Annotated in this window: 26 protein-coding genes; 12 read left to right on the forward strand and 14 right to left on the reverse strand. The window is 68.6% G+C overall.

The window, feature by feature from the left end; genetic code table 11:
* Positions 1-18: 18 nt before the first annotated feature.
* Positions 19-1,089: a uroporphyrinogen decarboxylase gene (gene hemE / locus IBX22_RS05540; RefSeq protein WP_228538206.1), complete on the reverse strand. Its 1,071-nt coding sequence runs from the start codon at positions 1,087-1,089 to the stop codon at positions 19-21.
* Between the two features lie 203 nt (positions 1,090-1,292).
* On the opposite strand from hemE, the gene IBX22_RS05545 reads away from it, so the two are divergent.
* Both IBX22_RS05545 and IBX22_RS05550 read left to right on the forward strand, forming a co-directional pair.
* Complete coding sequence (locus IBX22_RS05545; protein WP_228538518.1) at positions 1,293-1,844, forward strand: DUF3000 domain-containing protein; 552 nt, start codon at positions 1,293-1,295, stop codon at positions 1,842-1,844.
* A 22-nt stretch (positions 1,845-1,866) separates the two neighbouring features.
* The gene (locus tag IBX22_RS05550; RefSeq protein ID WP_194814283.1) at positions 1,867-3,144 is read left to right on the forward strand and encodes a ribonuclease D; all 1,278 of its coding nucleotides are present in this window, start codon (positions 1,867-1,869) and stop codon (positions 3,142-3,144) included.
* Here the strand turns inward: IBX22_RS05550 and IBX22_RS05555 are convergent.
* Together IBX22_RS05555 and dxs are read right to left on the reverse strand one after the other, a co-directional pair.
* Complete coding sequence (locus IBX22_RS05555) at positions 3,141-3,545, reverse strand: SRPBCC family protein (protein ID WP_194814284.1); 405 nt, start codon at positions 3,543-3,545, stop codon at positions 3,141-3,143. The two genes, IBX22_RS05550 and IBX22_RS05555, sit on opposite strands and share 4 nt — an antisense overlap.
* Before the next feature lie 94 nt (positions 3,546-3,639).
* Positions 3,640-5,538, reverse strand: a complete 1,899-nt coding sequence (gene dxs, locus IBX22_RS05560) for a 1-deoxy-D-xylulose-5-phosphate synthase (RefSeq protein ID WP_194814285.1) — start codon at positions 5,536-5,538, stop codon at positions 3,640-3,642.
* 268 nt (positions 5,539-5,806) lie between these two features.
* On the opposite strand from dxs, the gene IBX22_RS05565 reads away from it, so the two are divergent.
* Positions 5,807-6,553 (forward strand): SIMPL domain-containing protein, encoded by a 747-nt coding sequence (locus IBX22_RS05565; protein WP_309234434.1) that lies wholly within the window; start codon positions 5,807-5,809, stop codon positions 6,551-6,553.
* On the opposite strand, the gene IBX22_RS05570 is transcribed toward IBX22_RS05565, so the two are convergent.
* The gene (locus IBX22_RS05570; RefSeq protein WP_194814286.1) at positions 6,550-7,962 is read right to left on the reverse strand and encodes a class I SAM-dependent RNA methyltransferase; all 1,413 of its coding nucleotides are present in this window, start codon (positions 7,960-7,962) and stop codon (positions 6,550-6,552) included. The genes IBX22_RS05565 and IBX22_RS05570 overlap by 4 nt on opposite strands.
* Positions 7,955-9,967 (reverse strand): APC family permease, encoded by a 2,013-nt coding sequence (locus tag IBX22_RS05575; RefSeq protein ID WP_194814287.1) that lies wholly within the window; start codon positions 9,965-9,967, stop codon positions 7,955-7,957. Before IBX22_RS05575 ends, IBX22_RS05570 begins: the two co-directional genes overlap by 8 nt.
* A gap of 204 nt (positions 9,968-10,171) precedes the next feature.
* Here IBX22_RS05575 and IBX22_RS05580 point away from each other — a divergent pair, with 204 nt between their 5' ends.
* Together IBX22_RS05580 and IBX22_RS05585 are read left to right on the forward strand one after the other, a co-directional pair.
* Positions 10,172-10,837, forward strand: a complete 666-nt coding sequence (locus tag IBX22_RS05580) for a TrkA family potassium uptake protein (protein ID WP_194814288.1) — start codon at positions 10,172-10,174, stop codon at positions 10,835-10,837.
* Positions 10,838-10,839: 2 nt separating this feature from the next.
* Positions 10,840-11,511: a TrkA family potassium uptake protein gene (locus tag IBX22_RS05585; protein ID WP_194814289.1), complete on the forward strand. Its 672-nt coding sequence runs from the start codon at positions 10,840-10,842 to the stop codon at positions 11,509-11,511.
* On the opposite strand, the gene IBX22_RS05590 is transcribed toward IBX22_RS05585, so the two are convergent.
* The 3 genes from IBX22_RS05590 to IBX22_RS05600 form a co-directional block, all read right to left on the reverse strand.
* Entirely contained in the window at positions 11,501-12,136 is a 636-nt protein-coding gene (locus tag IBX22_RS05590; RefSeq protein WP_194814290.1) for a sigma-70 family RNA polymerase sigma factor, read from the reverse strand. The genes IBX22_RS05585 and IBX22_RS05590 overlap by 11 nt on opposite strands.
* A gap of 115 nt (positions 12,137-12,251) precedes the next feature.
* The gene (locus IBX22_RS05595; RefSeq protein WP_228538523.1) at positions 12,252-12,836 is read right to left on the reverse strand and encodes a DUF3159 domain-containing protein; all 585 of its coding nucleotides are present in this window, start codon (positions 12,834-12,836) and stop codon (positions 12,252-12,254) included.
* Positions 12,837-12,996: 160 nt separating this feature from the next.
* Complete coding sequence (locus IBX22_RS05600) at positions 12,997-13,374, reverse strand: OB-fold nucleic acid binding domain-containing protein (RefSeq protein ID WP_194814291.1); 378 nt, start codon at positions 13,372-13,374, stop codon at positions 12,997-12,999.
* A gap of 198 nt (positions 13,375-13,572) precedes the next feature.
* On the opposite strand from IBX22_RS05600, the gene IBX22_RS05605 reads away from it, so the two are divergent.
* A complete protein-coding gene (locus tag IBX22_RS05605; RefSeq protein ID WP_194815598.1) occupies positions 13,573-14,268 on the forward strand; it encodes an alpha/beta fold hydrolase in 696 nt (231 codons plus the stop codon).
* Between the two features lie 58 nt (positions 14,269-14,326).
* On the opposite strand, the gene IBX22_RS05610 is transcribed toward IBX22_RS05605, so the two are convergent.
* Positions 14,327-15,169 (reverse strand): DUF3710 domain-containing protein, encoded by an 843-nt coding sequence (locus tag IBX22_RS05610; protein WP_194815599.1) that lies wholly within the window; start codon positions 15,167-15,169, stop codon positions 14,327-14,329.
* 9 nt (positions 15,170-15,178) lie between these two features.
* Positions 15,179-15,655, reverse strand: a complete 477-nt coding sequence (gene dut / locus IBX22_RS05615) for a dUTP diphosphatase (protein ID WP_194814292.1) — start codon at positions 15,653-15,655, stop codon at positions 15,179-15,181.
* 74 nt (positions 15,656-15,729) lie between these two features.
* Here dut and IBX22_RS05620 point away from each other — a divergent pair, with 74 nt between their 5' ends.
* Positions 15,730-16,218: a DUF3093 domain-containing protein gene (locus tag IBX22_RS05620; protein ID WP_194814293.1), complete on the forward strand. Its 489-nt coding sequence runs from the start codon at positions 15,730-15,732 to the stop codon at positions 16,216-16,218.
* A gap of 49 nt (positions 16,219-16,267) precedes the next feature.
* Here the strand turns inward: IBX22_RS05620 and IBX22_RS05625 are convergent, their stop codons facing one another.
* Entirely contained in the window at positions 16,268-16,570 is a 303-nt protein-coding gene (locus tag IBX22_RS05625; protein WP_194814294.1) for a DUF4193 domain-containing protein, read from the reverse strand.
* Between the two features lie 424 nt (positions 16,571-16,994).
* Between IBX22_RS05625 and cei the strand changes: the two genes are divergently transcribed.
* Positions 16,995-17,669 (forward strand): envelope integrity protein Cei, encoded by a 675-nt coding sequence (gene cei / locus IBX22_RS05630; protein ID WP_194814295.1) that lies wholly within the window; start codon positions 16,995-16,997, stop codon positions 17,667-17,669.
* Between the two features lie 4 nt (positions 17,670-17,673).
* Here cei and IBX22_RS05635 read toward each other — a convergent pair whose 3' ends face one another.
* On the reverse strand, positions 17,674-18,585 hold the full coding sequence (locus IBX22_RS05635) for an inositol monophosphatase family protein (RefSeq protein WP_194815600.1): 912 nt from the start codon (positions 18,583-18,585) through the stop codon (positions 17,674-17,676).
* A gap of 94 nt (positions 18,586-18,679) precedes the next feature.
* Here IBX22_RS05635 and ppgK point away from each other — a divergent pair, with 94 nt between their 5' ends.
* The 4 genes from ppgK to IBX22_RS05655 all read left to right on the forward strand — a co-directional run bounded on the left by ppgK (position 18,680) and on the right by IBX22_RS05655 (position 23,261).
* A complete protein-coding gene (gene ppgK / locus IBX22_RS05640; RefSeq protein ID WP_194814296.1) occupies positions 18,680-19,438 on the forward strand; it encodes a polyphosphate--glucose phosphotransferase in 759 nt (252 codons plus the stop codon).
* Between the two features lie 186 nt (positions 19,439-19,624).
* Entirely contained in the window at positions 19,625-20,980 is a 1,356-nt protein-coding gene (locus IBX22_RS05645; protein WP_194814297.1) for an RNA polymerase sigma factor, read from the forward strand.
* Between the two features lie 217 nt (positions 20,981-21,197).
* Entirely contained in the window at positions 21,198-22,328 is a 1,131-nt protein-coding gene (locus tag IBX22_RS05650; protein ID WP_309234435.1) for an MHYT domain-containing protein, read from the forward strand.
* A gap of 177 nt (positions 22,329-22,505) precedes the next feature.
* A complete protein-coding gene (locus IBX22_RS05655; protein ID WP_194814298.1) occupies positions 22,506-23,261 on the forward strand; it encodes a rhomboid-like protein in 756 nt (251 codons plus the stop codon).
* On the opposite strand, the gene IBX22_RS05660 is transcribed toward IBX22_RS05655, so the two are convergent.
* Positions 23,258-24,436, reverse strand: a complete 1,179-nt coding sequence (locus tag IBX22_RS05660; RefSeq protein WP_194814299.1) for a cation:proton antiporter — start codon at positions 24,434-24,436, stop codon at positions 23,258-23,260. The genes IBX22_RS05655 and IBX22_RS05660 overlap by 4 nt on opposite strands.
* A 4-nt stretch (positions 24,437-24,440) precedes the next feature.
* The gene (locus tag IBX22_RS05665) at positions 24,441-24,923 is read right to left on the reverse strand and encodes a cation:proton antiporter regulatory subunit (RefSeq protein WP_194814300.1); all 483 of its coding nucleotides are present in this window, start codon (positions 24,921-24,923) and stop codon (positions 24,441-24,443) included.
* Positions 24,924-24,979: the final 56 nt, after the last annotated feature.

The raw sequence follows: 24,979 nt of genomic DNA on the forward strand, positions 1-24,979 counted from the left end.
GGCGTTACCGGGCTCACCTCACGCCGTCGGCGCGGGCAGGCTGTGGATCAGTTCGACGGTCGCGGTGATGACGCCCGGATCGGTCTCCGGCATGACGCCGTGACCCAGGTTGAAGATGTGGCCCTTCGCGCCCAGCGTGACCGCTTCGTCGGCCTCGCGGCAGATGCGCCGCACTTCCGACTCGATCGCTTCGGAACCGGCGAAAAGGACGGCCGGATCGAGGTTGCCCTGCAGCGCTTTTCCGGGACCGACGCGGCGCACAGCTTCGTTGAGCGGCACCCGCCAGTCGACGCCGACGACATCCGCGCCCGCCTCGCCCATCGCGCCGAGCAGTTCACCGGTGCCGACACCGAAGTGGATGCGCGGCACGCCCGCGTCGGCGACCTCGGCGAAGACCCGCTCGGAGTGCGGCAGCACGAAGCTGCGGTAGTCGGCCAGCGACAGCGCACCGGCCCAGGAGTCGAACAGCTGCACCGCGTCGACACCGGCGGCCAGCTGTGCCTGCAGGAAGGCGATGGTGATGTCGGTGAGTGCGCCGAGCAGGTCGTGCCAGGTCTTCGGGTCGGCGTGCATCATCGCCTTGGTGCGCTCGTGCTGCTTGCTCGGGCCGCCCTCGACCAGGTACGACGCGAGGGTGAAGGGTGCGCCCGCGAAACCGATCAGCGGGGTGTCGCCGAGCGCCGCCGTCAGCAGCCGGACACCCTCGGTGACCGCGCCGACGTCTTCCGGGTGCAGGCGCGGCAGGGCGCGCACGTCGTCGGAAGTGCGGACCGGCGACGCGACGACCGGACCCACCCCGGGCACGATGTCGAGATCGATGCCCGCGGCCTTCAGCGGGACCACGATGTCGGAGAACAGGATCGCCGCGTCCACGTCGTGCCGGCGGATCGGCTGCATGGTGATCTCACACACCAGCTCCGGGTCGAAGCAGGACTGCAACATCCCGACGCCCTTGCGCAGCTCGCGGTACTCGGGCAGGGAACGACCGGCTTGGCGCATGAACCACACCGGCCGCCGGCTGGGCGTGGCGCCGGTGGCGGCGGCCAGGAACGGGGCATCGGTCAACTGGCGACGGGTGTAGGTAGTCATCACCGCGATCCTATCCATCCGTAAACCACCGATAGACAACCCTCACCACGCGAACGCCATTTCGCGAACGGCGCGCCTCCGCCGGGGTTGGGGGCACACGGTCTACCGTCGCTTCCGTGACACCGCTCGACATCCGCGACGGCGCCGCATCGACCGAGGGCTCCCCCGCCGAACCAGCTGGATTTCGAGCCGCGGTCGCTGCGATGGGCACCGCATCCGTGCACCCCCGCATCGAGCTCGCGCCCATCCGTCCGCCGCAGCGGCTGGCGCCGTATTCCTACGCGGTCGGCGCCGAGGTCAAACACCCCGAAACCCCGAACGTGCCGGTCGATTCCGAAGGCGACGCGTTCGGCAGGCTGATCCTGCTGCACGATCCCGATGGTGACGACGCCTGGCACGGCGTGTTCCGGCTGGTCGCCTACATCCAGGCGGACATCGACGCCTCGCTGGCCGCGGACCCGCTGCTACCGGAGGTGGCGTGGAGCTGGCTGGTCGACGCGCTCGAGTCCCGATCCGAACCGTTCACCGCGCTCGGCGGCACGGTCACCTCGACGACTTCGGTCCGCTACGGCGACATCGCGGGCCCGCCGCGCGCACACCAATTGGAGCTGCGCGCGTCCTGGACCGCGAACACTGCCGAGATGGCTCCGCACGTGGAGGCGTTCTGCGAAGTACTGGCCTACTCGGCCGGTCTGCCCCCGGCCGGGATCACCGATCTACGGCCGGACTCGCACACCAGCAACGAACCGAGCTGACAGCAACGTAAAGTTCACGTCTATGCCGGTTGTTGACGAGCCCATCGAGGGGCGCAGTGTGGAAGAAAACACAGCGGAACCACTGCTTGCTCCCAATGATGGTGTGCCGCCGGTTCTGGTCACACCCGAGCAGGTCGCCGAGGCCGCCGCGCGGATCGCCGCGGGCACCGGCCCGCTGGCGGTCGACGCCGAACGCGCCTCCGGTTTCCGGTATTCGGCCCGGGCCTATCTGATCCAGTTGCGCCGCGCCGGTGCGGGCAGTTTCCTCATCGACCCGATTCCGGTGACCGACGCGCTGAACCCGCTCGCCGAGGCGATCAACGACCTGGAGTGGGTGCTGCATTCGGCCGACCAGGATCTCCCGGGCCTGGCCGAGCTGGGGCTGCGCCCGGCCCGGCTGTTCGACACCGAATTGGGCGGCAGGCTGGCCGGATTCGAGCGGGTCGGGCTGGCGGCGATGGTGGAGAAGCTGCTCGGACGAGCGCTACGCAAGGGTCACGGCGCCGCCGACTGGTCCACCCGCCCCCTACCCGACGACTGGCTCAACTACGCGGCCCTCGACGTAGAGCTACTGCTGGAGCTGCGCGACGAGGTCGCCGCCTCGCTCGACGAGCAGGGCAAGACCGACTGGGCGGCACAGGAATTCGAGCACATCCGGATCACCGAACCGGCCGGGCCGAAGGCCGACCGGTGGCGGCGCACCTCCGGTATCCACACTTTGCGCAAGGCCCGGCAGCTGGCGGTGGTGCGGGAGCTATGGATCGCGCGCGACACCCTGGCCCGCGCCCGCGATGTCGCACCGGCCCGGATCCTGCCGGACGCCGCGATCGTCTCCGCCGCGACGACCGATCCGCGCACCATCGCGCAACTACGCGCGCTACCGGTGTTCGGCGGACCGCGCCAGCGCCGCTACTCCCGGGAATGGCTGGCCGCCATCGACCGCGCCCGCGCCCTCTCCGATGACGAGCTACCCTCGCTGACCCAGCCGTTCGAAGGCCCGCCGCCGGTGAACCGGTGGGAACGGCGCGACCCGGTCGCCGCGGCCCGGCTGACGCGGGCGCGCGCGGCGATGGGTGAACTGTCCACCGAGTACGCCATCCCGGTGGAGAACCTGCTGTCCCCCGATCTGGTGCGGCGGCTGTGCTGGGACGGGCTCCCGTCCTACGACCGCGTCGGCACCGCGGACGACCTATCCGCGGCGATCGACGGTTTCCTCAAGTCCGGCAGCGCCCGGCCGTGGCAGCGGGAGCTGTCGGTGCCGGCGCTGACCGCGGCACTGACACCGCAGCCCGCCGGCTAGGCGCTTTCCACGGTCTTCTTGAACATCGCGATGCCCTGCTCCATGACCGCGCCGAAGGCGTCGGCGAGTTCAGCGGGCAGCACATCGTGCATCCAGACAAATCTGCTGTGCCCGTTGTCCAGGGCGAACACCTGCATGCTCGCGGAGTCGTGCTCCGGGGTGACGGTGTCGCCGATGACCGCGAAGGCGTACCGATGCTCGGCGTCGTCGTGCGAGATGAGCCGCTCGCGCACCACCGCGCCGGTGACGAAAGTGACTACGCGAACGTCGGGTTCGACGAGCTTGCTCTCGGTGACAAAGCCCGGCACCATCCGGGCCGGCCCGTGTTCGAAGTCCCTGACGACCGCCCACACGTCCTCGACCGGCGCTTCGATGACGATTTCCTTTTTGACCCAAGCCATGACCGTTCTCCTCCACTAGGTAGGAGAAACGGTACGGCTTCAGAGTTGTGCGCGCGGCGTTTTCAGAACGATCGTTCGGCCAGTTCTGTCGAACTCAGCTGGCGTCGAGCCAGCCGCTGATTCTGCGGGCGATATCGGGCGCGGTGAGCCCCAGCTCCTGATGGACCGCGTCTCTGGACGCGTGATCCAGGAACTGCTGCGGCACACCGAGATCCCGGGTCGGCACATCGACACCGGCGGCCCGGATGCGCGCCGACACCGTCGAACCGATGCCGCCGTGCAGGCCGCCGTCTTCGAGGGTGACCACCAGGCGGTAGTTCTCGGCGAGCTTGACGATGGTGTCCGAGACCGGCAGCACCCAGCGCGGATCGATGACCGTGACCGAAATACCTTCCGGCTCCAGCGCTTCCGCGACCCGCATCGCCGTCTCGGCGAACGGGCCGACCGCGACCAGCAGCACGTCACCGCGACCGGTCTGCGCGGAGCCGCCGTCGGGGGCGGCCAGGCGCAGCACATCCACGCCGTCGAGTCGTTCGATCGCCGTGATGTCCTCGGCGACACTGCCCTTCGGGAACCGCAGGACGGTGGGCCCGTCGCTGACGGCGAGCGCCTCGGCCAGCTCTTCGCGCAGGGTGGCGGCGTCGCGCGGGGCGGCCACCCGGATGCCCGGGACGATGCCGAGCAGCGAGAAGTCCCACATGCCATGGTGACTCGCGCCGTCCGGGCCGGTGATGCCCGCGCGGTCCAGCACCACGGTGACCGGCTGCTTGAGCAGCGCCACATCCATCAGCAACTGGTCGAAGGCGCGGTTGAGGAAGGTCGAATAGATCGCGACCACCGGGTGCAGGCCGCCCAGGGCCAGACCGGCGGCGGAGGTCATGGCGTGCTGTTCGGCGATGCCGACGTCGAACATGCGCTCCGGGAAACGCTCCCCGAACGGCGCCAGCCCCGTGGGGCCGGGCATGGCGGCGGTAATCGCCACAATGTCCTCGCGGCGTTCGGCCTGGGCGATGAGCTCCTCGGAGAAGACCGAGGTCCAGCCGGGCGCCTTCTTGCCCGCCAGCGGACGGCCGGTAAGCGGATCGATCGGGTCGCAGGCATGCATCTGGTCGGCCACGTGGTTCTCGGCGTGCTCGTAGCCACGGCCCTTCTGGGTGACCGCGTGCACGACGACCGGGCCGCCGAAATCCTTGGCGCGGCGCAGCGCGGCCTCCAGGGCGACGATGTCGTGCCCGTCGACCGGGCCGACATACTTCAGCCCGAGGTCGCTGAACAGCTCCTGTGGGCTGAGCGCGTCTTTTATCCCGGCCTTGACGGCGTGCACCATCGAATACGCCGGCTCCCCCACTCGCGGGATGCTCTTGATGATGCGCTTGCCCGCGTCCAGGGCGTGCTCGTAGGCGGGCTGGGTGCGTAGCGCGGTGAGCCGATCGGCCAGACCGCCGATGGTCGGGGCGTAGGAGCGGCCGTTGTCGTTGACTACGACCACCACCGGGCGATCGGTGCCGGCGGCGATGTTGTTCAGCGCCTCCCAGCACATGCCGCCGGTGAGCGCGCCGTCACCGACGACCGCGACCACGTGACGGTCCTGACCGGTCAGCGCGAACGCCTTCGCCAAGCCGTCGGCGTAGGACAGCGACGCGGAGGCGTGCGAGGACTCCACCCAGTCGTGCGCGCTCTCGGCGCGGCTCGGGTACCCCGAGAGCCCGCCCTCCTTGCGCAGCGAATCGAACTGGTCTTTGCGACCGGTGAGGATCTTGTGCACGTAGGCCTGGTGGCCGGTGTCGAAGATCAGCGGGTCGGCCGGCGAGTCGAAGATCCGGTGCAGCGCGATGGACAGTTCCACCACACCGAGATTCGGCCCGAGATGACCACCGGTGGCCGCGACTTTCTCGACGAGGAACTCACGGATCTCCACCGCTAATTCGCGTAGCTGTGGCACGGTCAGCCCACGCAGATCTTCGGGCGTATCGACCCGGGAAAGCACTCCCACCTGAACTCGCTCCCTCCGGATAGCGCATCTGATACCGACCATTTCGAGCGACCTGCGAGAGTCGCCAGCAGCCAGTCTACGGAGCAGTAGCCGTGCCCCCGCTCCACATCAGCCTGTCACCAGCGGGCACGACCGCGAAATGTGAGTCTCCACACGAATCTACGCGCGCTGACCCGGCCCACACGGTACCCGCTTTCGCTCGGGGACGATCGCGCGATCTCGTCCGTTGATCCACTGAACCGTGATCCTCGAAGGCAAGGAGAGCGCCGTGAGCAAAGGTAAGAAGAAGGACAAGCAGAAGGACATCGCGATCGCCGATTGCGGGGCCGGTTGCTGCGGTTTCGCGGAGCCGGATGCCGTGGCGGGCACGGTCACCACCTACGGCGCGGGGACCGCGAGCGCGGCGCCGGATCTGATGCGGGTCACCGTCACTGTCGAGTGCAAAGCCAGCAAGGTCGCCCTGGCTTATGGCGAGGCCGGTGAACGCGTCACCGCGATCACCGACTCGCTGCGCGGCGACGGGGTGCCGGGCGCCGATATCGCGACCACGGGCCTGTCGGTGCGCACCGAGACCGAATGGACCGAGGGCAAGGGCCAGCAGATCACCGGCTACGTCGCCAGCACCGACCTCACGGTGTCGCTGCGCGAGATCGGCGAGAACGCCGATCCCAGCCCGGCCGACATCATCGCCCACTGCGTCGAGGCAGGCGGGGACGAGGTCCGGCTCAACGGGCTCACCCTCGGCTTCGCCGACGAGGAGAGCCTGCTCGGCCGCGCCCGCGACGCCGCCTGGGACAACGCCCTGGCCAAGGCCGAGCAGTACGCGGCGCGCGCGGGCGGGGCCGTCGGGCCCGTGCTGGTCATCACCGAGGACACCGGTTCGCGGCCGCGGACCGGCGCCCGCGCGAAAGGCGCGGTCGGCATGATCTCCGAGATGGCGTCGATGCCGGTGGAACTCGGGGAGAGCGAGATCTCGGCCTCCGTGCGCGTCACCTGGCAACTGATCGAGAGCTAACGCTGCAGCAGCGCCACACATTCGACGTGATGGGTGCCCGGGAAGGCGTCGAACGCGCGCAGCTCGGTCAGGGCGTAACCGGCGTTCTGGTAGAGGCCGACGTCGCGCGCGAAAGAAGCCGGGTCGCAACCGATGTGGACGATGCGCGCCGGGTCGGCCGCGACCAGCGACGCGACGACCTCTTTACCCGCGCCCGCCCGCGGCGGGTCCAGGACCACGGCGGCCGGGGCCGCACCCGAGGCGTGTTCGACGATCCAGCGTTCGGTCCGGTCGGCGCGCAGGTCCACCCAGGGCAGATCGTGCAGCGCCGCATTGCCGTCGGCGACCGCGGTCCGGGCCGATTCCACCGCGCGCACCGCGCCGTCGGCGCCGACCTGATCGGCCAGGCGGGCCGCGAAGACCCCGGCGCCGCTGTACAGGTCCCAGGCCAGGTCGCCGGACTTCAATCCGGTCCATTCCGCGATGACATCCGAATAGCATTGCGCCGCACCGCGGTGCGCCTGCCAGAACCCGGTCGCGGCGACTTCCCAGCGCCGTCCCGCCACGTATTCGACCGCGCGGCCGCTGCCCGTCATCACCCATTCCTCGCGGGGCGCGTGGCTGGCGGCGCGACGGGCGGCGGCGTTGCGGCGTTCACTGCCCGGGCTTTCCGGGCCTTGCGCGCCAGACCATTCGGCGGCCGCCGCGCGCGGACCGCGGCCAGGTCGGCCGCCACGACCCCGGGCGTCGCGGCCGCGTGCGCGTCCGTCGGAGTCGGCGCGGCCCCGCCCGCGGCGCTGGCCCTCCCGCGGATCCACCTCCGCCGGAGCGAGTTCCACGATGTGGCGCACGCCGTCGCCGTCGACGGCGATCACCAGTTCCGCGCCCGGCGTCCAGTCGCGTTCGGCGATGTCGTCCATCGTGCCCGGAATCGGTTGCGGGCAGCGCAGATCCGTGATTACACCGGTGCTGCGGTGGCGGTGCACGCCGGCTCGCCCGTGCTCGTCGACTGCCAGGCGCACCCGGGTGCGCCATCCGGCCATCGAATCGGCCGGGTATCCGGCGATCGGCTCCACGACGATGTCTCGTTCGACCTTGGCCAGTCGACGCAGCTGCTCGGCGACCACCGTCGCCTTCAGTGCGCGCTGCGCTTGCGGTGTGGCGAAGGAGAAGTCGCAGCAGCCCGCGCCGCCGGGACCCGATACCGGGCAGGCGGCGGGCACCCGATCGGGCGAGGCCTCCAGGATCTCGATCGCGTCGGCTCGGCAGAACGACCCACCGCGGTCCTCGGTCACCTCGGCCCGCACCAGTTCCCCGGGCAGTCCGTGCCGGACGAACACCACCCGGCCTTCGTGCCGGCCGATGCAGAATCCGCCGTGCCCGGGCGGGCCGAGCCGGATCTCGAAAGTACTTCCGCGCCAGTCACTCATCCCGGGTACCCGAGCTCATCGACCGGTCCTCGTACCCGCGGCGCACCGCACCCGGCGCGCTGATGTCGCCCGGCTGACGCGCCCGCGTCGACGAACTCAACTGCCACGGCACACTGGTCACCATCACTCCCGGTTCGAACAACAGTCGGCCCTTCAGCCGCAGCGCACTCTGGTTGTGCAGCACCTGCTCCCACCAGTGACCCACTACGTACTCCGGGATGAACACCGTCACCACATCGCGCGGCGCGTCCTTGCGGACCCGCTTCACGTAATCCAGGACCGGCTTGGTGATTTCGCGGTACGGCGATTCGATCACCTTGAGCGGCACCGCGATATCGCTGCGCTCCCATTCCCGCACCAACGCCCGGGTGTCGGCCTCGTCGACGTTCACCGTCACCGCTTCCAGGGTGTCCGGGCGGGTGGCGCGGGCGTAGGCGAGCGCGCGCCGGGTCGGCAGATGCAGCTTGGAGACCAGCACGATGGAATGCGAGCGGCTCGGCAGCACACCATCCCACTCGTGCGCGTCCAGCTCGCGCGACACCGAATCGTAGTGGCGGCGAATCGATTTCATCACGATGAAGATCGCCACCATGGTCAAGATAGCGATCCAGGCACCGGTGAGGAACTTGGTGATCAGGACGATGACCAGCACCGTCGCGGTCATGGTGAGCCCGATCGCGTTGATCACCCGGGAGCGCTTCATCCGGGCCCGATGGGTCGCGTCGGTTTCGGTGCGCAGCAGCCGGGTCCAGTGCCGCAGCATGCCGGTCTGGCTGAGCACGAACGAGACGAACACACCCACGATGTAGAGCTGGATGAGCTTGGTCACGTCGGCGCCGAAGAACACCACGAACGCGATCGCCCCACCCGAGAGGAACAGGATGCCGTTGCTGAACGCGAGGCGGTCGCCGCGGGTGTGCAGCTGGCGCGGCAGGTAACGGTCCTGCGCCAGAATCGAACCCAGCACCGGGAAGCCGTTGAACGCGGTATTCGCGGCGAGTACCAGGATCAACGCGGTCACGGTAAGGATGAAGAAGAAACCGATCGGGAAGCCGTGGAAGACGGCCTCGGCGATCTGGGCGATCAGGGTCTTCTGGTGGTAGTCGGCCGGCGCGCCGATCAGATGGGCGGTGTCGTGGGCGAACACGATGCCGATCTTCTGCGCCAGGATGATGATCCCCATCAGCAGCACGACCGCGATGACACCGAGCAGCAGCAGGGTGGTCGCGGCGTTGCGGGACTTGGGCTTCCGGAACGCCGGGACGCCGTTGCTGATCGCCTCGACACCGGTCAGGGCGGCGCAGCCGGAGGAGAAGGTGCGCGCGATCAGGAACGCGAACGCCAGTCCGTAGAGGTGCTCGTCCTCGGCCTTGATGCCGAAACCCGCCGATTCGGCGTGCAGTGTCTCGCCCAGCACATAGACCTGGAACAACCCCCAGCCGAGCATCACGAACATGCCGACGATGAATGCGTACACCGGGATCGCGAAGGCCTTGCCCGATTCCCGCACACCACGCAGATTGATCGAGGTGAGCAGGACGATCGCCACCACCGCGAACAGCACCTTGTGCGTGGCTACGAACGGGATCGCCGAGCCGATGTTGGAGGCCGCCGAGGAGATCGACACCGCCACCGTCAGCACGTAGTCGACCAGCAGCGCGGACCCGACGGTCAACCCGGCGGTGGGGCCCAGATTGGTGGTGGCGACCTCGTAGTCACCACCGCCGGAGGGGTAGGCGTGCACGTTCTGGCGGTAGCTGGCGACCACCACCATCATCACGGCGACAACCGCGAGCCCGACCCACGGCGCGTACATGTAGGCCGAGATACCGGCCACGGCCAGCGTCAGGAAGATTTCCTCCGGCGCGTAAGCCACCGACGACATCGCGTCGGAGGCGAAAACCGGGAGGGCGATGCGCTTCGGCAGCAGGGTATGCCCCAGAGAATCACTGCGGAAGGGCTTACCCAGCAGCATGCGCTTGGCTGCCGTCGTCAACTTGGACACTGGAGCGAGCATAGATCCCCGCAGGCCGGATTACCCGCGGGGTTCGAATACGCGCCACGCGGCGCACCAGGTTTGACGCCGGGCCGCAGGGGGAACGTGGGGCTTGGGCCATCCCTCGGGCACAGCCCGCCGCGAATCGGCGGTACGGTTTGCCGACAGCAAAACGCAGACCGAGCACCAGGGTTCCAAGAACGGGGTTACACGGTGTACGTAGTGATCATGGGGTGTGGCCGCGTCGGCTCGTCGCTGGCCCGCGCCCTGGTCCGGGTGGGGCACGAGGTCACGGTGATCGACCGCGATCCCAGCGCCTTTCTGCGGCTCGGTCCGGAGTTCCCGGGCCAGCGCATCATCGGCGTCGGTTTCGACCGGGACGTGCTGCTGCGCTCCGGTATCGAGCGCGCCGACGCGTTCGCGGCGGTGTCCTCCGGCGACAACTCCAACATCATCTCCGCGCGCGTGGCCCGGGAGAACTTCGGCATCGAGCGCGTGGTGGCCCGGATCTATGACGCCAAGCGCGCCGCGGTCTACGAGCGCTTGGGAATCCCCACCATCGCGACCGTGCCGTGGACCACCGATCGCTTCATGCGCACCCTGATCGGCGATTCCAGCACCACCAACTGGCGCGACCCCACGGGCGCGGTCGCGATCACCCAGCTGAACCTGCACGAGGACTGGTACGGCCGGACCGTGCGCGATCTGGAACGCGGCCTGACCGTCCGGGTGGCGTTCATCCTGCGCTTCGGCAACGGCGTGCTGCCCGACAGCAAGTCCATCATTCAGGCCGACGACCTGGTCTACGTGGCCGCGACCTCCGGCAGTGTCGGCGAGGCCGTCGCGCTGGCCGGCAAGCCCCCCGCGAGCGAGGACTGATCATGAAGGTGGCCATCGCCGGAGCCGGCGCTGTCGGCAGATCCATCGCCCGGGAACTGCTACGTAGCGGACATCGGGTGATGCTGCTGGAACGCAAGCTCGAACACATCGAACCCGCCGCCATCCCGGACGCCGTCTGGGTGCATGCGGACGCCTGTGAGCTGGCGCTGCTCGAGGACGCGGGCCTGCAGAGCTACGAGGTCGTCATCGCCGCCACCGGCGACGATAAGGCCAATCTGGTGCACAGCCTGCTCGCCAAGACCGAGTTCGGGGTGCGCCGGGTGGTGGCGCGGGTCAACGATCCGCGCAACGAATGGCTCTTCGACGAGTCCTGGGGCGTGGACGTGGCGGTGTCCACGCCGCGGCTGCTGGCCTCCCTGGTCGAAGAAGCGGTGTCGGTCGGTGACCTGGTGCGCCTGATGACGCTGCGCCAGGGTCAGGCCAATCTGGTCGAGATCACGCTGCCCACCGATACCGGGCTGGCGGGCAAGCCGGTACGCGCGCTCACCCTGCCCCGCAATGCCGCGCTGGTGACAATCCTGCGCGGCGGCCGGGTCATCGTCCCGCAGCCCGACGACCCGTTCGAGGGCGAGGACGAACTGCTGTTCGTCACCTCGCTGGAGGCCGAGGAGGATCTGCGCATCGCGCTGGCCCAGCACGGCGTCAAGCCTTGACCACGTTGAGCTCCGCGCGCAGCTTGTTCAGCGCGCGGTGCTGCATCACGCGGACGACGCCGGGGCTGGTGCCGATGGCCTCGGCGGTCTGAGCGGCGCTCCAGCCGAGCACGATCCGCATGACCAGCACCTCGCGGTGCGCGGGCGCCAGGATCTTCATCAGTTCCCGGGTCGCGGCGCGGCGTTCGGAGGCCAGCGCCCACTCCTCGGGTCCGGCCTCGTTGCAGGCTTCCTCCGGCATCTCCGCGGTCGGGTAGGCCGGGTGCAGCTGGGAGCGGCGGAAGGCGTCGGCGACCTTGTTGGCCGAGATCCCGTACACGAAGGCCAGGAACGACTTGCCCTGATCCTGGTAGCGCGGAACGGATTTCACGGTCGCGATGAGAACTTCCTGCACCACGTCGTCGACGGTGACGTGCAGATGCGACGTATTGCCCAGGCGCGCACCGCAATAGCGGCGGACCAGCGGACTCACCAGTCGCACGATCTCGGACATGGCCCGCTTGTCACCTGCCGCGGCGGCGCCGATCAGCTTGTCCAGCTCGGCGGCCACACGCTTGCTCTCCGAGAGCGCGGGACTGGGGTGGGCGGGAGACTTCGTTGCCGAAATCTTGTGCTCGGTAGGCAACTTCGGGCCTTTCGATCGTTGCGTTTTTTCGTTCTGCAACGATCGTCGGCTGAAATGGGCCTGCCAACCAGGCACCCCAGGGGTGGGTGCTACCCCACCTCCGTAGTGCCGGGGATCACCCCTTTACCGGCATATGCCCCGCGCGACGCACCGCCCAGACCGTGACGCCGAAGGCGACGGCGGTCAGGGGCCAGCCCATCGCGATGCGGGCGAAGGCGAGCCAGCCGGTGTGATCGGTGTCGTACAGCGAGGACTGCACCAGGTAGCGGGCCCCGAAGACCAGAACCCAAGTGGCGGTGGCGATGTCGTAGAGCCGGATCACCCGGCGGTCGCTCCGCCATTCCTTGCCGTGGCCGTTGAGGAAACCCCAGATGATGCCGACCAGCGGCCAGCGCACCAGGATCGAGATCAGGAAAGCAGCGGCGTAGACCAGGCTGGTGTAGATGCCGAACAGGAAGAAGCCCTTGGCCTCCCCCATCCGATAGGCGATGAACGCGCAGACGCCGACCCCGAGAAAACCGGAGATGGCGGGCTGCACGGGGCTGCGGCGGTACAGGCGCCAGGCCAGGATGGCGGCGGCGACACCCAGCGCGGTCCAGATGGCGGCGGTGAGCCCCGCGATGGTGTTCACCGGCACGAACACCAGCACCGGCAGCGTGGAGTAGATCAGGCCGCTGAAACCGCCCATCTGCTCGAGCATGGTCTGCTCGCGAGGCTCTTCGGCGGCGGCGGCGCCCACGCCCGGATGCGGCGCGAGCAGATCATCTTCGATCTCGCGCATCTCGGCATCGAGCACCTCACGGCGCCCGGTATCGGTCGGCTTGCCCAAGTCGGCGCCGTTGTCGTTGCTCGGCATCAAGTCAGCTGTTCCCGCGCAATTCGTAGTAGGGGTTGAAGATCACCTTGCGGCCGTCCCGGTCGCCGACGCGACCGCGAACGAGTATCCGGCGCCCGGGTTCGATACCGGGAATCCGGCGGCGCCCGATCCACACCAGGGTGATGGCGTCGGTGCCGTCGAAGAATTCTGCCTGAACACTAGCGCCCGAGGACTTCGGGCACGCCTCGACACTACGTAAACGACCCAGCATGGTGGCTTCGTCGCCGCGGCGACACTCCGAGGCCCGGCAAGCTCCCGATGCCTCTGCGGTCTCGGCCAGTTCCTCGGCGTCCAGCTGATCGAGATCCTCGGTCAGTCTGCGGCCCAGTCGGCGAAAATATCCTGAGGCTGCGGATGGCATTACACGCTCTCCTGCTACAGCACGCGGCGTGGGTCCCACGCCAGCGTGTTTTCCAACGAACGACCGGCTGTTGGCCGCACACCGCCACTGTAGGCCTCCACACCCGGCCCCGCTACGCTCGGCCCGGTGTTCGACTCCCCACATCCGGTGGTCACTGCTCGCCCAACCATCACCTGGAAATCCCCAGAACTCACCGGCTTGAAACCTTTCCGCCGCCCCGGGATTGCCGTGGCATTGCCGGGCACCGGGTCGGACGCGGATTTCGCCCGGCGCAGTTTCGAACCCGCTTGCCGGGAGCGTGATCTCGAACTCATGGCGGTGGAGCCGGACCCGCTCGGCGTGGTTGCCAGTTATCGCGCGGCGCTGGACTCGGCGGCCCAGCGCGGGCCCGTGCTGGCCGCTGGTATCTCGCTGGGGGCGGCCGTGGCACTCGAATGGGCCGCCGAGCACCCGGAGGACGTGACAGGAGTCATCGCGGCGCTGCCGGCCTGGACCGGAGCCGACACCGCTAACTGCCCCGCGGCCCAGAGCGCCGCCTACACCGCCGGACAACTGCGCGCCCATGGATTGGACGCGGTCATCGAGCAGATGCGCGGTGGGAGCCCCGAGTGGCTCGCCGCGGCCCTCACGCAATCCTGGCGGGCACAGTGGCCGAATCTGCCGCAGGCGCTGCAGGAGGCGGCTGACTACAAGTGGCCGGGCCCCGAGCGCCTTCGCGCTGTCGGTGTCCCCGTGGTGATCATCACGGCCGTCGACGACCCGGTGCACCCCTTGGCCGTCGCCGAGGAATGGGCCGCGCTGATCCCCCGGTCCGGGCTGGCCCGGATCACCCTCGACGAACTCGGCGCCGACCCCGCGATCCTCGGCCACACCGGTCTCGCCGCGTTCGACTGAAACCCCTTGACGCAGACTGGGCCCCGGCTTTTCGGCCGGGACCCAGGTGTGCGAGGTATCAGTTCAGACCGAGCTGCTGCATGGCCGACCCGCCCGCGTTGCGACGCGGCTCGTCCGGCATCCGGGGCGGGATGACGCCCGGCTGAATCCCTTGCGCGGCAGCCGCTTGCGCGGCCTGTGCGGCAAGGGCCTGCTGCTGCTGGGCTTCGACCTGGGCCTGATGCGCCGCGGCCAGCTGATCTGCCAGCTCCTGCGGCAACACCACCGGCAGCGGATCGCGCACCGGCAGCGGATCGGTGCCGCGCCGGACCACTGTCTCGCTCATGATCGCGCGCGCCGCGGCGACCAGCGGGGTGCCGTCGTTGGCCGCGCCCTGCGGTCCGGCCGCGACCAGGCGCACCATCCAGCGCGGGCCGTCGACACCGATGAACCGCAGATCCGCGCTCTCGGTGAGCGCCAGCACTTCCCGGCCCCACGGGCCCTGCTCGACCGAGACCCGGGCACCGTCGGTGCGCAGCGAGTCCGCGAGATCGGCGGCCACCTCACGCCACTGGCCCTTGGACTTGGGCGCGGCGTAGGCGGCCACGGTGAGGCGGCCGTGCTCGGTGGCCAGGTGCACCGCCTGCGGGGTGCCTTCGGGGGTCATCTCGACCTGTAGCTGACCGCCCGGCGGCACTGGCAGGATGACCGAACCGAGGTCCAGGCGCTGATCGGCCACGTCGGCCAGCAGATCCGCTACGGCCTCGTAGTCGTAGGGACCGCTCTGCGGGGTGTCATCGTCGTATTCGGCTGCGACGTCGTCGTATCGGTCCACCGGCTCGTCATAGCCGGGCTCGTCATAACCGACTTCGTCGTACTCGTCGGACTCGTAGTCGTCCGACTTCTTCTTTCTTCCGAACATCGCCATTTGTCACGCCTCCTTGCCGGCGTCGGCCAGGATCGCGTGGCCGCCGCTCGACCCGTATCCACCAGCACCACGCGCCGTTTCGTCGAGGGTGTCCACCTCGACGAAGTCGACCAATTCCACCCGCTGCACCAGCAGCTGCGCGATCCGGTCGCCGCGGCGCAGTTCGATGGGCGTGCGCGGATCGTGATTGATCAGGCACACCTTGATCTCGCCCCGATACCCGGCGTCGACGGTGCCGGGGGTGTTGACCACCGAAAGTCCGGCTTTGGCAGCCAATCCCGATCGCGGATGGATCAGGCCGACGGTGCCGACCGGTAGCGCGACGGCGACGCCGGTGCCGACCAGCACCCGCTCCCCCGGTTCCAGGATGACGTCCTGGGTGGTGCACAGATCCACGCCGGCGTCGCCGTGATGGGCGCGCGCGGGCATGGGGATGCCGGGATCAAGCCGCAGCAACGGAATAGGTGAAAGTGCGCTCACAAACGCAGAGCCTACGCGCAGCCACTCGCCCGTCGTGACTTAGTGTTGGAGTCGTGTCGGACCAGCCCAGCCCAGTGACGGAACACGAAAACCAGACCGCCCAGACCTACTCCGAGCGCCTGTGGGTGCCGCTGTGGTGGTGGCCGGTCGCGCTCGGCATCGCCGGGCTGCTGGCGGCCGAAATCCACATGGGCGCACCCGGTCTGCGGGCTTGGCTGCCATACCTGTTGATGTTGCCGATCCCGGTGTGGGTGCTGCTGTGGCTGAGCCGCCATCGGGTCGAGGTGACCCGGGATGCGGCGGGGACGCCGGAACTGCGCGCCGACCGCGCCCACCTGCCGGTGAACTTCGTGGCCCGCGCGGCCATCGTGCCCAAAACCGCGAAGAGCGCGGCTCTCGGTCGTCAGCTCGACCCCGCCGCCTACGTGCAGCACCGTGCCTGGGTCGGCTCGTTGGTGCTGCTGGTCCTGAACGACCCGGATGACCCCACGCCGTACTGGCTGGTAAGCACCCGTCGTCCAGAGAAAGTCCTAGCCGCGCTCGGCCTGCCGAGCGCGGACTGACAGAAGTCGCCTCGGCCGGACCCTGTGTCCGGCCGCCGCAGGAATTTACTTAGGCGGCGCAATCCATGCAGATCAACTGCCCGCCACTCTCCTCCGCCAGTCTGCTCCGGTGATGCACTAGGAAACAGCTGGAACAGGTGAACTCGTCCGCCTGCTTCGGAATGACCCGAACGGTCAGTACTTCCTCGGACAGGTCCGCGCCGGGAAGCTCGAACGACTCCGCGGTATCGGATTCGTCGATATCCACGACGGCGGACTGTGCCTCGTTACGACGAGCCTTCAGCTCCTCCAGCGAATCCTCCGACACATCGTCGGTCTCGGTACGCCTCGGTGCGTCATAGTCGGTTGCCATGTCGTCTTCCCCTCGTCCTTACTCCGTATATCCCGGACCGGCTCGCGCTACACCGATTCCTGGTGTGGAACCGAGGTGGCATGCACCGCCCCGCCGGTGGTGCACATCACACGTGCACCGGTGCTCTATCAGGGCGGATCATGGTAGATCCACTTGGGATAGCGCTCGGTAAACGCAGGACATGCCCTACTTGTTCCCGCGACCGACCACCGATTTTCGCCGCTGGTGATTCGATCTGGGCCGCCAGACAATAGCGGACCCCGGCGGAAAAGTCGCAATCAAAACACAGACGATTCGAAATCGAGGGTGAATCGACACCTCCGCTCGAACTCACCGAGACCTTCCGGACGATATTCACCCACCGGGGGCCGACTCCGTCGGCCTGCCGTCGCCGATGGCCGAGACATTTTCGTAGAGTGTGCTGGTGGTTTCACTGATCACCGAAGGCAGCCCCTCCGATCCCCAGGGTCGCCCCTGGGTCCGACGGCGCCCGCGGCCCTGGCTCATCCTGCTCGGCATCATGACGCTGATCTGCACCATCGTGTGGATCAAGGCGCTGACGACGGCAGACAACAGCGGTAGCGCGATGGCGTGCAACTCGCCGAGCCCCGCCACCGGCGCGAGCCCGGCCCCCACCGTGCCGCTCGGGCAGCGCTTCGCGGCGTCAAGGCTGCAGGACGTGGAACCGGCGGCCCTGTCGGCCAGCAAAGTGCGCGTGCTGAACGCGAGTAGCCAGCGTGGGCAGGCCGGCCACATCGCCGGCCAGCTCGGTGACCTCGGTTTCGCGACCGCACCGGGAAAGCAAGCCGGTAACGATCCGATCTACGTCAACGGCGACCTGGAGTGCACCGGGCAGATCCGCTTCGGCGTGAACGGCCGCCCGGCCGCCGCGTCGGTGCAGCTGGTCGCCCCCTGCGCCGAACTGATCGAGGATCAGCGCACCGACGACACCGTCGACCTGGTGCTGGGTTCGCTGTTCGGCGGCGACATCCAGCCGGGCAACGACGCCGAGGAGGTGCTGCGGTCGCTGAAGAATCCGGTGCCGGGCAGCTCCATCGACACGAAGCTGCTCAGCGCCGCGCGCTCGGCCAGGTGCTGAGCTCTTACTGATCCGGCAGCGCCACGGTCGCGCCGATCTCGGCGAGCAGCGCCCAGAGTTCGTCGGTGATTCCGGGTGCGGCGGCGACCACCAGGCCGCCCGCCGCCCCCGGCAAGGTCGCGGCCGGAAGCGCGAGGCGCGCACCGGCTTCGGCGGCGATGAGCGCACCGGCCGCGAAATCCCAGGCGTTCAAGCCGTGTTCGTAGTACGCGTCGACCTGGCCCGCCGCGACATGGCACAGGTCCAGCGCCGCCGCACCCAGCCGCCGGATATCGCGGACCCGCGGCAGCAGCTGCCCGACCATCTCGGCCTGCCGGGCGCGCCGGTGCACGCCGTAGGCGAAACCGGTGGCCACCAACGACATCGACAGCTCGGTGACCGGATTACAGCGCAGGTGCTCGACCACGCCGTCGCCGTCGACCCGCATGGCGCCGAGCCCGAGCCCCGCGCTGTAAGTGGCCGCCCGGGCGACATCGACCACCGCGCCGGCGATCGAGTGCCCGCCGCGCATCGCGGCCACCGACACCGCGTAGCCGGGCAGGCCGTAGAGGAAGTTGACGGTGCCGTCGATCGGGTCGACCACCCAGGTCACCGCGTCACCGGCGGCCGCGAGGTCGCCGCCGCCTTCTTCGCCGAGGATCGGATCCCCGGGCCGCTGTTCGGCCAGCAGCTTGCGGATCAGGTCCTCGGTCTCGGTGTCGACCACCGTCACCGGGTCGGTGGGGTGGCCCTTGGCCTGGACCGCGTCCGCGGCCTGCAGCCCGGCGGGGCCGAAGACCTCGGGGCGGCGGGTGCGGACGTGAGCGGCGGCGGTCTCGGCGAGATCGACCGCGATGCGGCGCAATTCGGCCACTTCTTCGGGCGGGAGGGATGCGGATTCGGCAGGGGAGCTCGTGGTTTCGGGCACGCCGTCCATCGCATCACAGATACGCTCCGGTGCGCCGGACGGGCTGCCTTTACAGTTGTCGGGCATTGTCGTCATTCGCCAGCACACGGAACGAGGGATAGCCATGTCCGTTCGGGGGCACGCGTTCGGAATCGATATCGGTGGCAGCGGCGTCAAGGGCGCCGCGGTGGATCTGGCCACCGGCGAGTTGGTGCACGAACGGATCAAGATCGCGACACCGAATCCGTCGACGCCGCAGGCGGTGGCCGAGGCGGTCGCCAAGGTGGTCGCCGAGGCGAACTGGGACGGCCCGGTCGGCGTGACGCTCCCGGCGGTCGTGCTCGACGGCGTCACCCGCACCGCGGCCAATATCGACAAGGCCTGGATCGGCACCGACGCCCGCGCGCTGTTCTCCGCCGCGCTCGGTGGGCGGGCGGTGACCGTCCTCAACGACGCCGACGCGGCCGGCATGGCCGAGGACACCTATGGCGCGGCAAAGGATTACGCGGGCATGGTGCTGCTGCTGACCTTCGGCACCGGCATCGGCTCGGCCCTGATCTACCAGGGCGCCCTGGTCCCCAACACCGAACTCGGGCACCTCGAGATCGGCGGCATGGAGACCGAGCATCGCGCGGCAGCCTCGGTGAAGGACCGCCTCGGCCTCAGCTTCGAACAGTGGGCCGCCGAGGTGTCCACCGTGCTGATCGGACTGGAGAATCTCTTCTGGCCGAATGTCATCGTCGCCGGCGGCGGTATCAGCCGCGACGCCGATCTGTGGATTCCGTTGCTGACCAACCGAACTCAGGTCGTGCCCGCGCATCTGAGAAACACCGCGGGCATCGTCGGCGCCGCCATGGCGGTCGAGGCGGGGTTGCTGCCTTAACAGATCTGCGCGTCGTGCGTCCAAGCCAAGGCGGGCATGAGTACCCTGGCAGGATCGTTACAATGGAACGTGCCCGGCCTTAGCCGGAGAAACCGACCGGCTCTTCGCCGGTGAAACCCGACAGACCGCTCCGCCGGAACACCACTCTGGCGTGACGCCGCACGAGACCGTCACGAAAGGGCGTACGTGGTAGCCACGACCCGTCAGACCGCCGACTCGGCCGAGGCCGACTCCGCAGATGTAACCGAAGCACGGCCGGTCAAGAAGGCTGCCGCCAAGAAGGCTCCGGCCAAGAAAGCGGCCGCCAAGAAGGCTCCCGCCAAGAAAGCCGCCGCCAAGAAGGCTCCGGCGAAGAAGGCAGCCAAGAAGGCCGGGGCCGAGGGCGAGCCCGGCACCGACGAGGCCGTCGAAGACGAGTCGCTCGAAATCGAGGACCTCGAGGACCTCGAGGTCTCCGAGGACGACCTCACCGAGGACGCCGAGGTTCTGGTCGTCGACGCCCCCGAGGAAGCCGCCGAGGAGGCCGAGCCCACCGCGGCCGACAAGGCCTCCGGTGATTTCGTCTGGGACGAAGAAGAATCCGAAGCGCTGCGCCAGGCCCGCAAGGATGCCGAGCTCACCGCCTCCGCCGACTCGGTGCGCGCCTACCTCAAGCAGATCGGCAAGGTCGCGCTGCTCAACGCCGAGGAGGAGGTCGAGCTCGCCAAGCGGATCGAGGCCGGTCTCTACGCGGCCGAGAAGATGCGCGAGTGGGCCGAGGCCGGCGAGAAGCTGCCCGTGGCCACCCGCCGCGACTTCAACTGGATCATCCGCGACGGCAACCGCGCCAAGAACCACCTGCTCGAGGCGAACCTCCGACTGGTCGTGTCGCTGGCCAAGCGCTACACCGGCCGCGGCATGGCGTTCCTGGACTTGATCCAGGAGGGCAACCTCGGTCTGATCCGCGCGGTCGAGAAGTTCGACTACACCAAGGGCTACAAGTTCTCGACCTACGCCACCTGGTGGATCCGGCAGGCCATCACCCGCGCCATGGCCGACCAGGCCCGCACCATCCGTATCCCGGTGCACATGGTCGAGGTCATCAACAAGCTCGGCCGCATCCAGCGCGAGCTGCTCCAGGACCTGGGCCGTGAGCCCACGCCGGAGGAGCTGGCCAAGGAAATGGACATCACGCCGGAGAAGGTGCTGGAGATCCAGCAGTACGCGCGTGAGCCCATCTCGCTGGACCAGACCATCGGCGACGAGGGCGACAGCCAGCTCGGCGACTTCATCGAGGATTCCGAAGCCGTCGTCGCGGTGGACGCGGTGAGCTTCACCCTGCTGCAGGATCAGCTGCAGTCGGTGCTGGAGACGCTGTCCGAGCGCGAGGCGGGCGTGGTTCGCCTGCGCTTCGGTCTCACCGACGGCCAGCCGCGCACCCTGGACGAGATCGGCCAGGTCTACGGCGTCACCCGTGAGCGCATCCGCCAGATCGAGTCCAAGACCATGAGCAAGCTGCGCCACCCCAGCCGGTCGCAGGTCTTGCGGGACTACCTGGACTAACAGTTACCTGCGCAAAGGGCACGCGAGCTTCGGCTTGCGTGCCCTTTGTCGTTGCGCGCCAACCCCTTTCGAGCCGGGTCGAAATCAGGCGCCCCGCGGCTAAACAAAAAGTGATCGAAGCCACTGGGGCGGTCGGTTCTTTCGCTGTATAAATCGCTGGTCGCTGACGTATGGTCTGACAGCTACTTGTTTCAAATCACGAGGCGAATTCGCCTCGGTGGGTGGGGTTCTCGTGCTCGACATCTATCACTTCAGCTACGGGTGGATCACTCCCCTGATGGCTTATGTCATGTCCGTCATCGGCTCGCTGCTCGGCCTACAGTGCGCGGTCCGCGCGCGGCGGCAAGGCGAGGTCAGTACCGGGTGGCTGATCGCGGCGGCGCTGGCCATCGGCGGTACCGGCATCTGGGTCATGCATTTCATTGCGATGCTCGGCTTTTCGATCGAGGGCGCGCAGATCCGCTACGACGTGCTGCTCACACTGTTCAGCGCGCTGACCGCGGTCGTGGTGGTCGGGATCGGGTTGTTCATCGTCATCCGGCCGCAGCCGACCGTGCTCGCGCTGCTGTCCGGCGGCGCGATCACCGGGATCGGGGTGGGTGCCATGCATTACACGGGTATGTACGCGATGAAGTCGAACGCGCATGTCCGCTACGAACTGCCGGTCGTCGGGTTGTCCATGCTGATCGCGGTGGTCGCGGCGACGGTGGCGCTCTGGTTCACCTTGCGCGTCAAGGGCGCGCCGGCGACGGTGGCCGCGGCGTTGATCATGGGCGTGGCGGTGTGCGGAATGCACTACACCGGTATGGCTTCCATGCGCGCGCAGCACACCGGCCACACCGCGCCGCCCGCCGGCGCGGAGCCGGGGCAGCTGCTGGCGCCACTACTGCTGGTGATCAGCATCGCCACCATGCTGCTGCTGATCAGCGTCAGCCTGACCACCGTCGAGGACAGCATCGTCGACCTGCCCCGGCTACGGCGCGCGGCGCGGCAGGCCGAAAAGCCGCAACCGGTCGCGCCACCGGCCGCGGTCGGCCTGAAACCCCAACGGCCGCAACCGAAACGCAAGCCCTACGAACCTTTGCCCACGGAGATCACCAACTCCTACTGGCCGCCGCAGCCCGGTTCTTCGACGGCGCAGTGGCCCGCGCCCGCGCGCGACGACACGGGCCGCCCCCGGGTTACCGAGGCGCACAACACCCGCAAAGCCCTCGCCCGCGCCGATCGACAGCGCCTGCTCGCCAACGCCGCCGGAATCGAGGACGATCCTGTCGATGATGCATCCGCAGGCTACGAGTTGCCCCGCGAGCCGGGCGACCGATGGCTGCGGTGGCAGAACCCTTCATAGCGCGAGTCGCGCAGGAGCCGCACGGTCAGATCGACTTGGTGCCGTAGCTGTTCCGCCATTTACCGGCGTCGTCATCTCGTCGGGCTGCTCTGCGATGACAGTGGATTACCGGCGAGTTCAGCCCGCGCCTGGCGCGTCAGTCCTGGTTGCGGTGCCGCGCCCGGCAGACTTCGCACTGTGGTTACCTCCACTGCGGGCGACGGTCACTACCACTCACCGTGGACCCAGACCGTCGACCTGTGGACCGAAGTGCGCGCGGCCTGGGCGTGGCTGCGCCGGCCGCGACTCCTGCACCGGATCTACCCGGCGTTGCGTCGGCATCTGGCCCACGCCCCGGCCAGCACCGCCTACGCGTTCACCCTGTTCGTCACCTGGTGGACGCTGCGCGGGCTCGGCCCGGTCGAGGAACGCCGGCTGATCCTGTCCGCGTCGACCAATCTGTACAACATGCACCACAATCCGGTGCAGGTGCTGGTTGCTTCGGCGTTCTGGACCGAGGGCAATTTTCCGTGGCTGGTCATCGCCCAATTCCTGATCGTGATGGCGTACGCGGAGCGCTGGCTCGGCACCGGGCGCTGGATCCTGTTGTTCGCCACCGGCCATATCGGGGCGTCGCTGCTCACGGTCTACGGCATCTCCCGCGCCATCGAGCACCAGCTGATTCCGTTGCGGGTCGCGATCGCCCCCGATGTCGGCACCAGCTATGGATTCTCCGCGGTGCTGGCGGCGATGGCGTTCCGGTTCCGTGGCCGTGTGCGGCTGGCGTGGGCGGCACTGGTGCTTGCCGTGCTCATCGCCGCTTGCGTCAGCGGCCGGACCTTCACCGATTACGGCCACCTCTGCGCGGGTTTGATCGGACTGCTTGTCGGCACCATCGCCACCACGTTCTGGGGCCGGATCGAACACCGGCGGACCGCGCGCGCGGCGGCCTAATCCGCCGCGGGCCGCCGCCGGCGCATCCCGAACGTGACGACCGGTTCGACCACCCGCGCCGCCACCGGCCCGAGCATCGCCATCAGCAGCACATAGGCCGAAGCCAGCGCGGCCAGCTCTTTGCCGACGACGGTCATCCCGACCGCCAATCCCGCGATGACAATGGAGAATTCGCCGCGCGCGACCAGTGCGGCGCCGGCGCGAGCCCGCCCCATCCGGGCGATCCCCTGCCGGCTCGCCGCCCACCAGCCGGTCGCCACCTTCGTCGCGACGGTGATCAATGCCAGCGCGATCGCCCAGCCGAGTACCGGCGGGATCGCGGTCGGATCGGTGGTCAGCCCGAAAGCGACGAAGAACATGGCGGCGAACAGATCGCGCAGTGGCTCCAGGAGTTTCGCGGCCTGATGCGCGGTCGCCCCGGAGATCGCGATGCCGAGCAGGAACGCGCCCACCGCCGCGGACACGTTCAGCGAGGACGCCGCGCCCGCCACCAGCAGCGCTGCCCCGACCAGCTTGAGCAGGAACACCTCGTTGTCGGGACTTTCCAGCAGCGCCGAGACGTAGCGGCCGTAGCGCAGCGCGATTACGAGCACCAGGGTCACCGTGACCAATGCGATGGCGAGCGCCTTCATTCCGGCCAGCAGGCTCAGTCCGGCCAGCATCGTGGTGAGGATCGGCAGATACACCGCCATCGCCAGATCCTCGAACACCAGGATGGACAGCACCACCGGCGTTTCCCGGTTACCCAGGCGTCCGAGGTCGTTGAGCACCTTCGCGATGATCCCGGAGGACGAGATGTAGGTGACCCCGCCCATGGTGACCGCGCCGATCGCGCCCCACCCGAGCAACAACGCGACCACCACGCCCGGTGTGGCATTGGCGACGAGATCGAACAAGCCCGCCGCCCAGGACCGGCGCAAACCGGTCACCAGTTCCGCCGCGGTGTATTCCAAGCCGAGGAGCAACAGCAGCAGCACCACGCCGATTTCGCCTGCCACATGGCCGAATTCGATGGCCGCGTGCAGTTCGATGAACCCGCCGTGCCCGAAAACCAGCCCGCCCAGCAGATACAGCGGGATCGGTGACATCCCGAAGTGGACCGCCACCCGCCCCAGCATGCCCAGGGCGAACAGCACCGCTCCGAGTTCTACCAGCGCGAGCGCGGTAGTCGTCACGGGTTCAACCGTGCGAGAGAATCTTCGCGGCCGCGTCCAGGCCGTCGGGGGTGCCGACGACTACCAGCACATCGTCTGCGGTGAAGGTGAAATCCGGGCCCGGCGAGGGCACCAGCTGCCCGGCGCGCATCACCGCGACGATGGACACCTTGGTGCGGGTGCGCATCCCGGTCTCGCCGAGGGTGCGTTCCGCGTACGGCGAGTCCTCGTCGATCGGCAGCTGACGGGTGGTGATGCCGGGCATATCCCGATGATCTTCCTGCAGCTGCGCCACCAGTTGCGGTGCGCCGAGCAGGTTGGCCAGCACCGCCGCCTCGTCGGTGCTCAGCGGGACCTGGGCCGCGCAAGCGTCCGGGTCGGAGAGTTTGGAGACGATCAGATCGATGCCACCGTCACGGTGGTCGACCACACCGATGCGGCGCCCGGAACGCGCCTGGAAATCCTTGCGTACCCCGATACCCGGGAGGGCGGTGACATCGATGTTCACCGGTCCACCCTAGCGCTTGCCCGAGCGCGTTCCCCGGTATCGGCGCCCTCGATTGC

Origin of the sequence: Nocardia sp. XZ_19_385 (assembly GCF_015355755.1) — a bacterium.
Lineage (GTDB): Bacteria > Actinomycetota > Actinomycetes > Mycobacteriales > Mycobacteriaceae > Nocardia.

Bases quoted from the DNA above. Each gene is read 5' to 3' on its own strand.
- IBX22_RS05595 (WP_228538523.1), bottom strand. From the start codon at position 12,836: ATGCTCGAGCAGATGGGCGGTTTCAGCGGCCTGATCTACTCCACGCTG.
- hemE (WP_228538206.1), bottom strand. From the start codon at position 1,089: ATGACTACCTACACCCGTCGCCAGTTGACCGATGCCCCGTTCCTGGCC.
- IBX22_RS05625 (WP_194814294.1), bottom strand. From the start codon at position 16,570: ATGGCAACCGACTATGACGCACCGAGGCGTACCGAGACCGACGATGTG.
- IBX22_RS05585 (WP_194814289.1), top strand. From the start codon at position 10,840: ATGAAGGTGGCCATCGCCGGAGCCGGCGCTGTCGGCAGATCCATCGCC.
- IBX22_RS05635 (WP_194815600.1), bottom strand. From the start codon at position 18,585: ATGGACGGCGTGCCCGAAACCACGAGCTCCCCTGCCGAATCCGCATCC.
- IBX22_RS05600 (WP_194814291.1), bottom strand. From the start codon at position 13,374: ATGCCATCCGCAGCCTCAGGATATTTTCGCCGACTGGGCCGCAGACTG.
- IBX22_RS05550 (WP_194814283.1), top strand. From the start codon at position 1,867: ATGCCGGTTGTTGACGAGCCCATCGAGGGGCGCAGTGTGGAAGAAAAC.
- IBX22_RS05610 (WP_194815599.1), bottom strand. From the start codon at position 15,169: ATGTTCGGAAGAAAGAAGAAGTCGGACGACTACGAGTCCGACGAGTAC.
- IBX22_RS05555 (WP_194814284.1), bottom strand. From the start codon at position 3,545: ATGGCTTGGGTCAAAAAGGAAATCGTCATCGAAGCGCCGGTCGAGGAC.
- IBX22_RS05570 (WP_194814286.1), bottom strand. From the start codon at position 7,962: ATGAGTGACTGGCGCGGAAGTACTTTCGAGATCCGGCTCGGCCCGCCC.
- IBX22_RS05545 (WP_228538518.1), top strand. From the start codon at position 1,293: ATGGGCACCGCATCCGTGCACCCCCGCATCGAGCTCGCGCCCATCCGT.
- ppgK (WP_194814296.1), top strand. From the start codon at position 18,680: ATGTCCGTTCGGGGGCACGCGTTCGGAATCGATATCGGTGGCAGCGGC.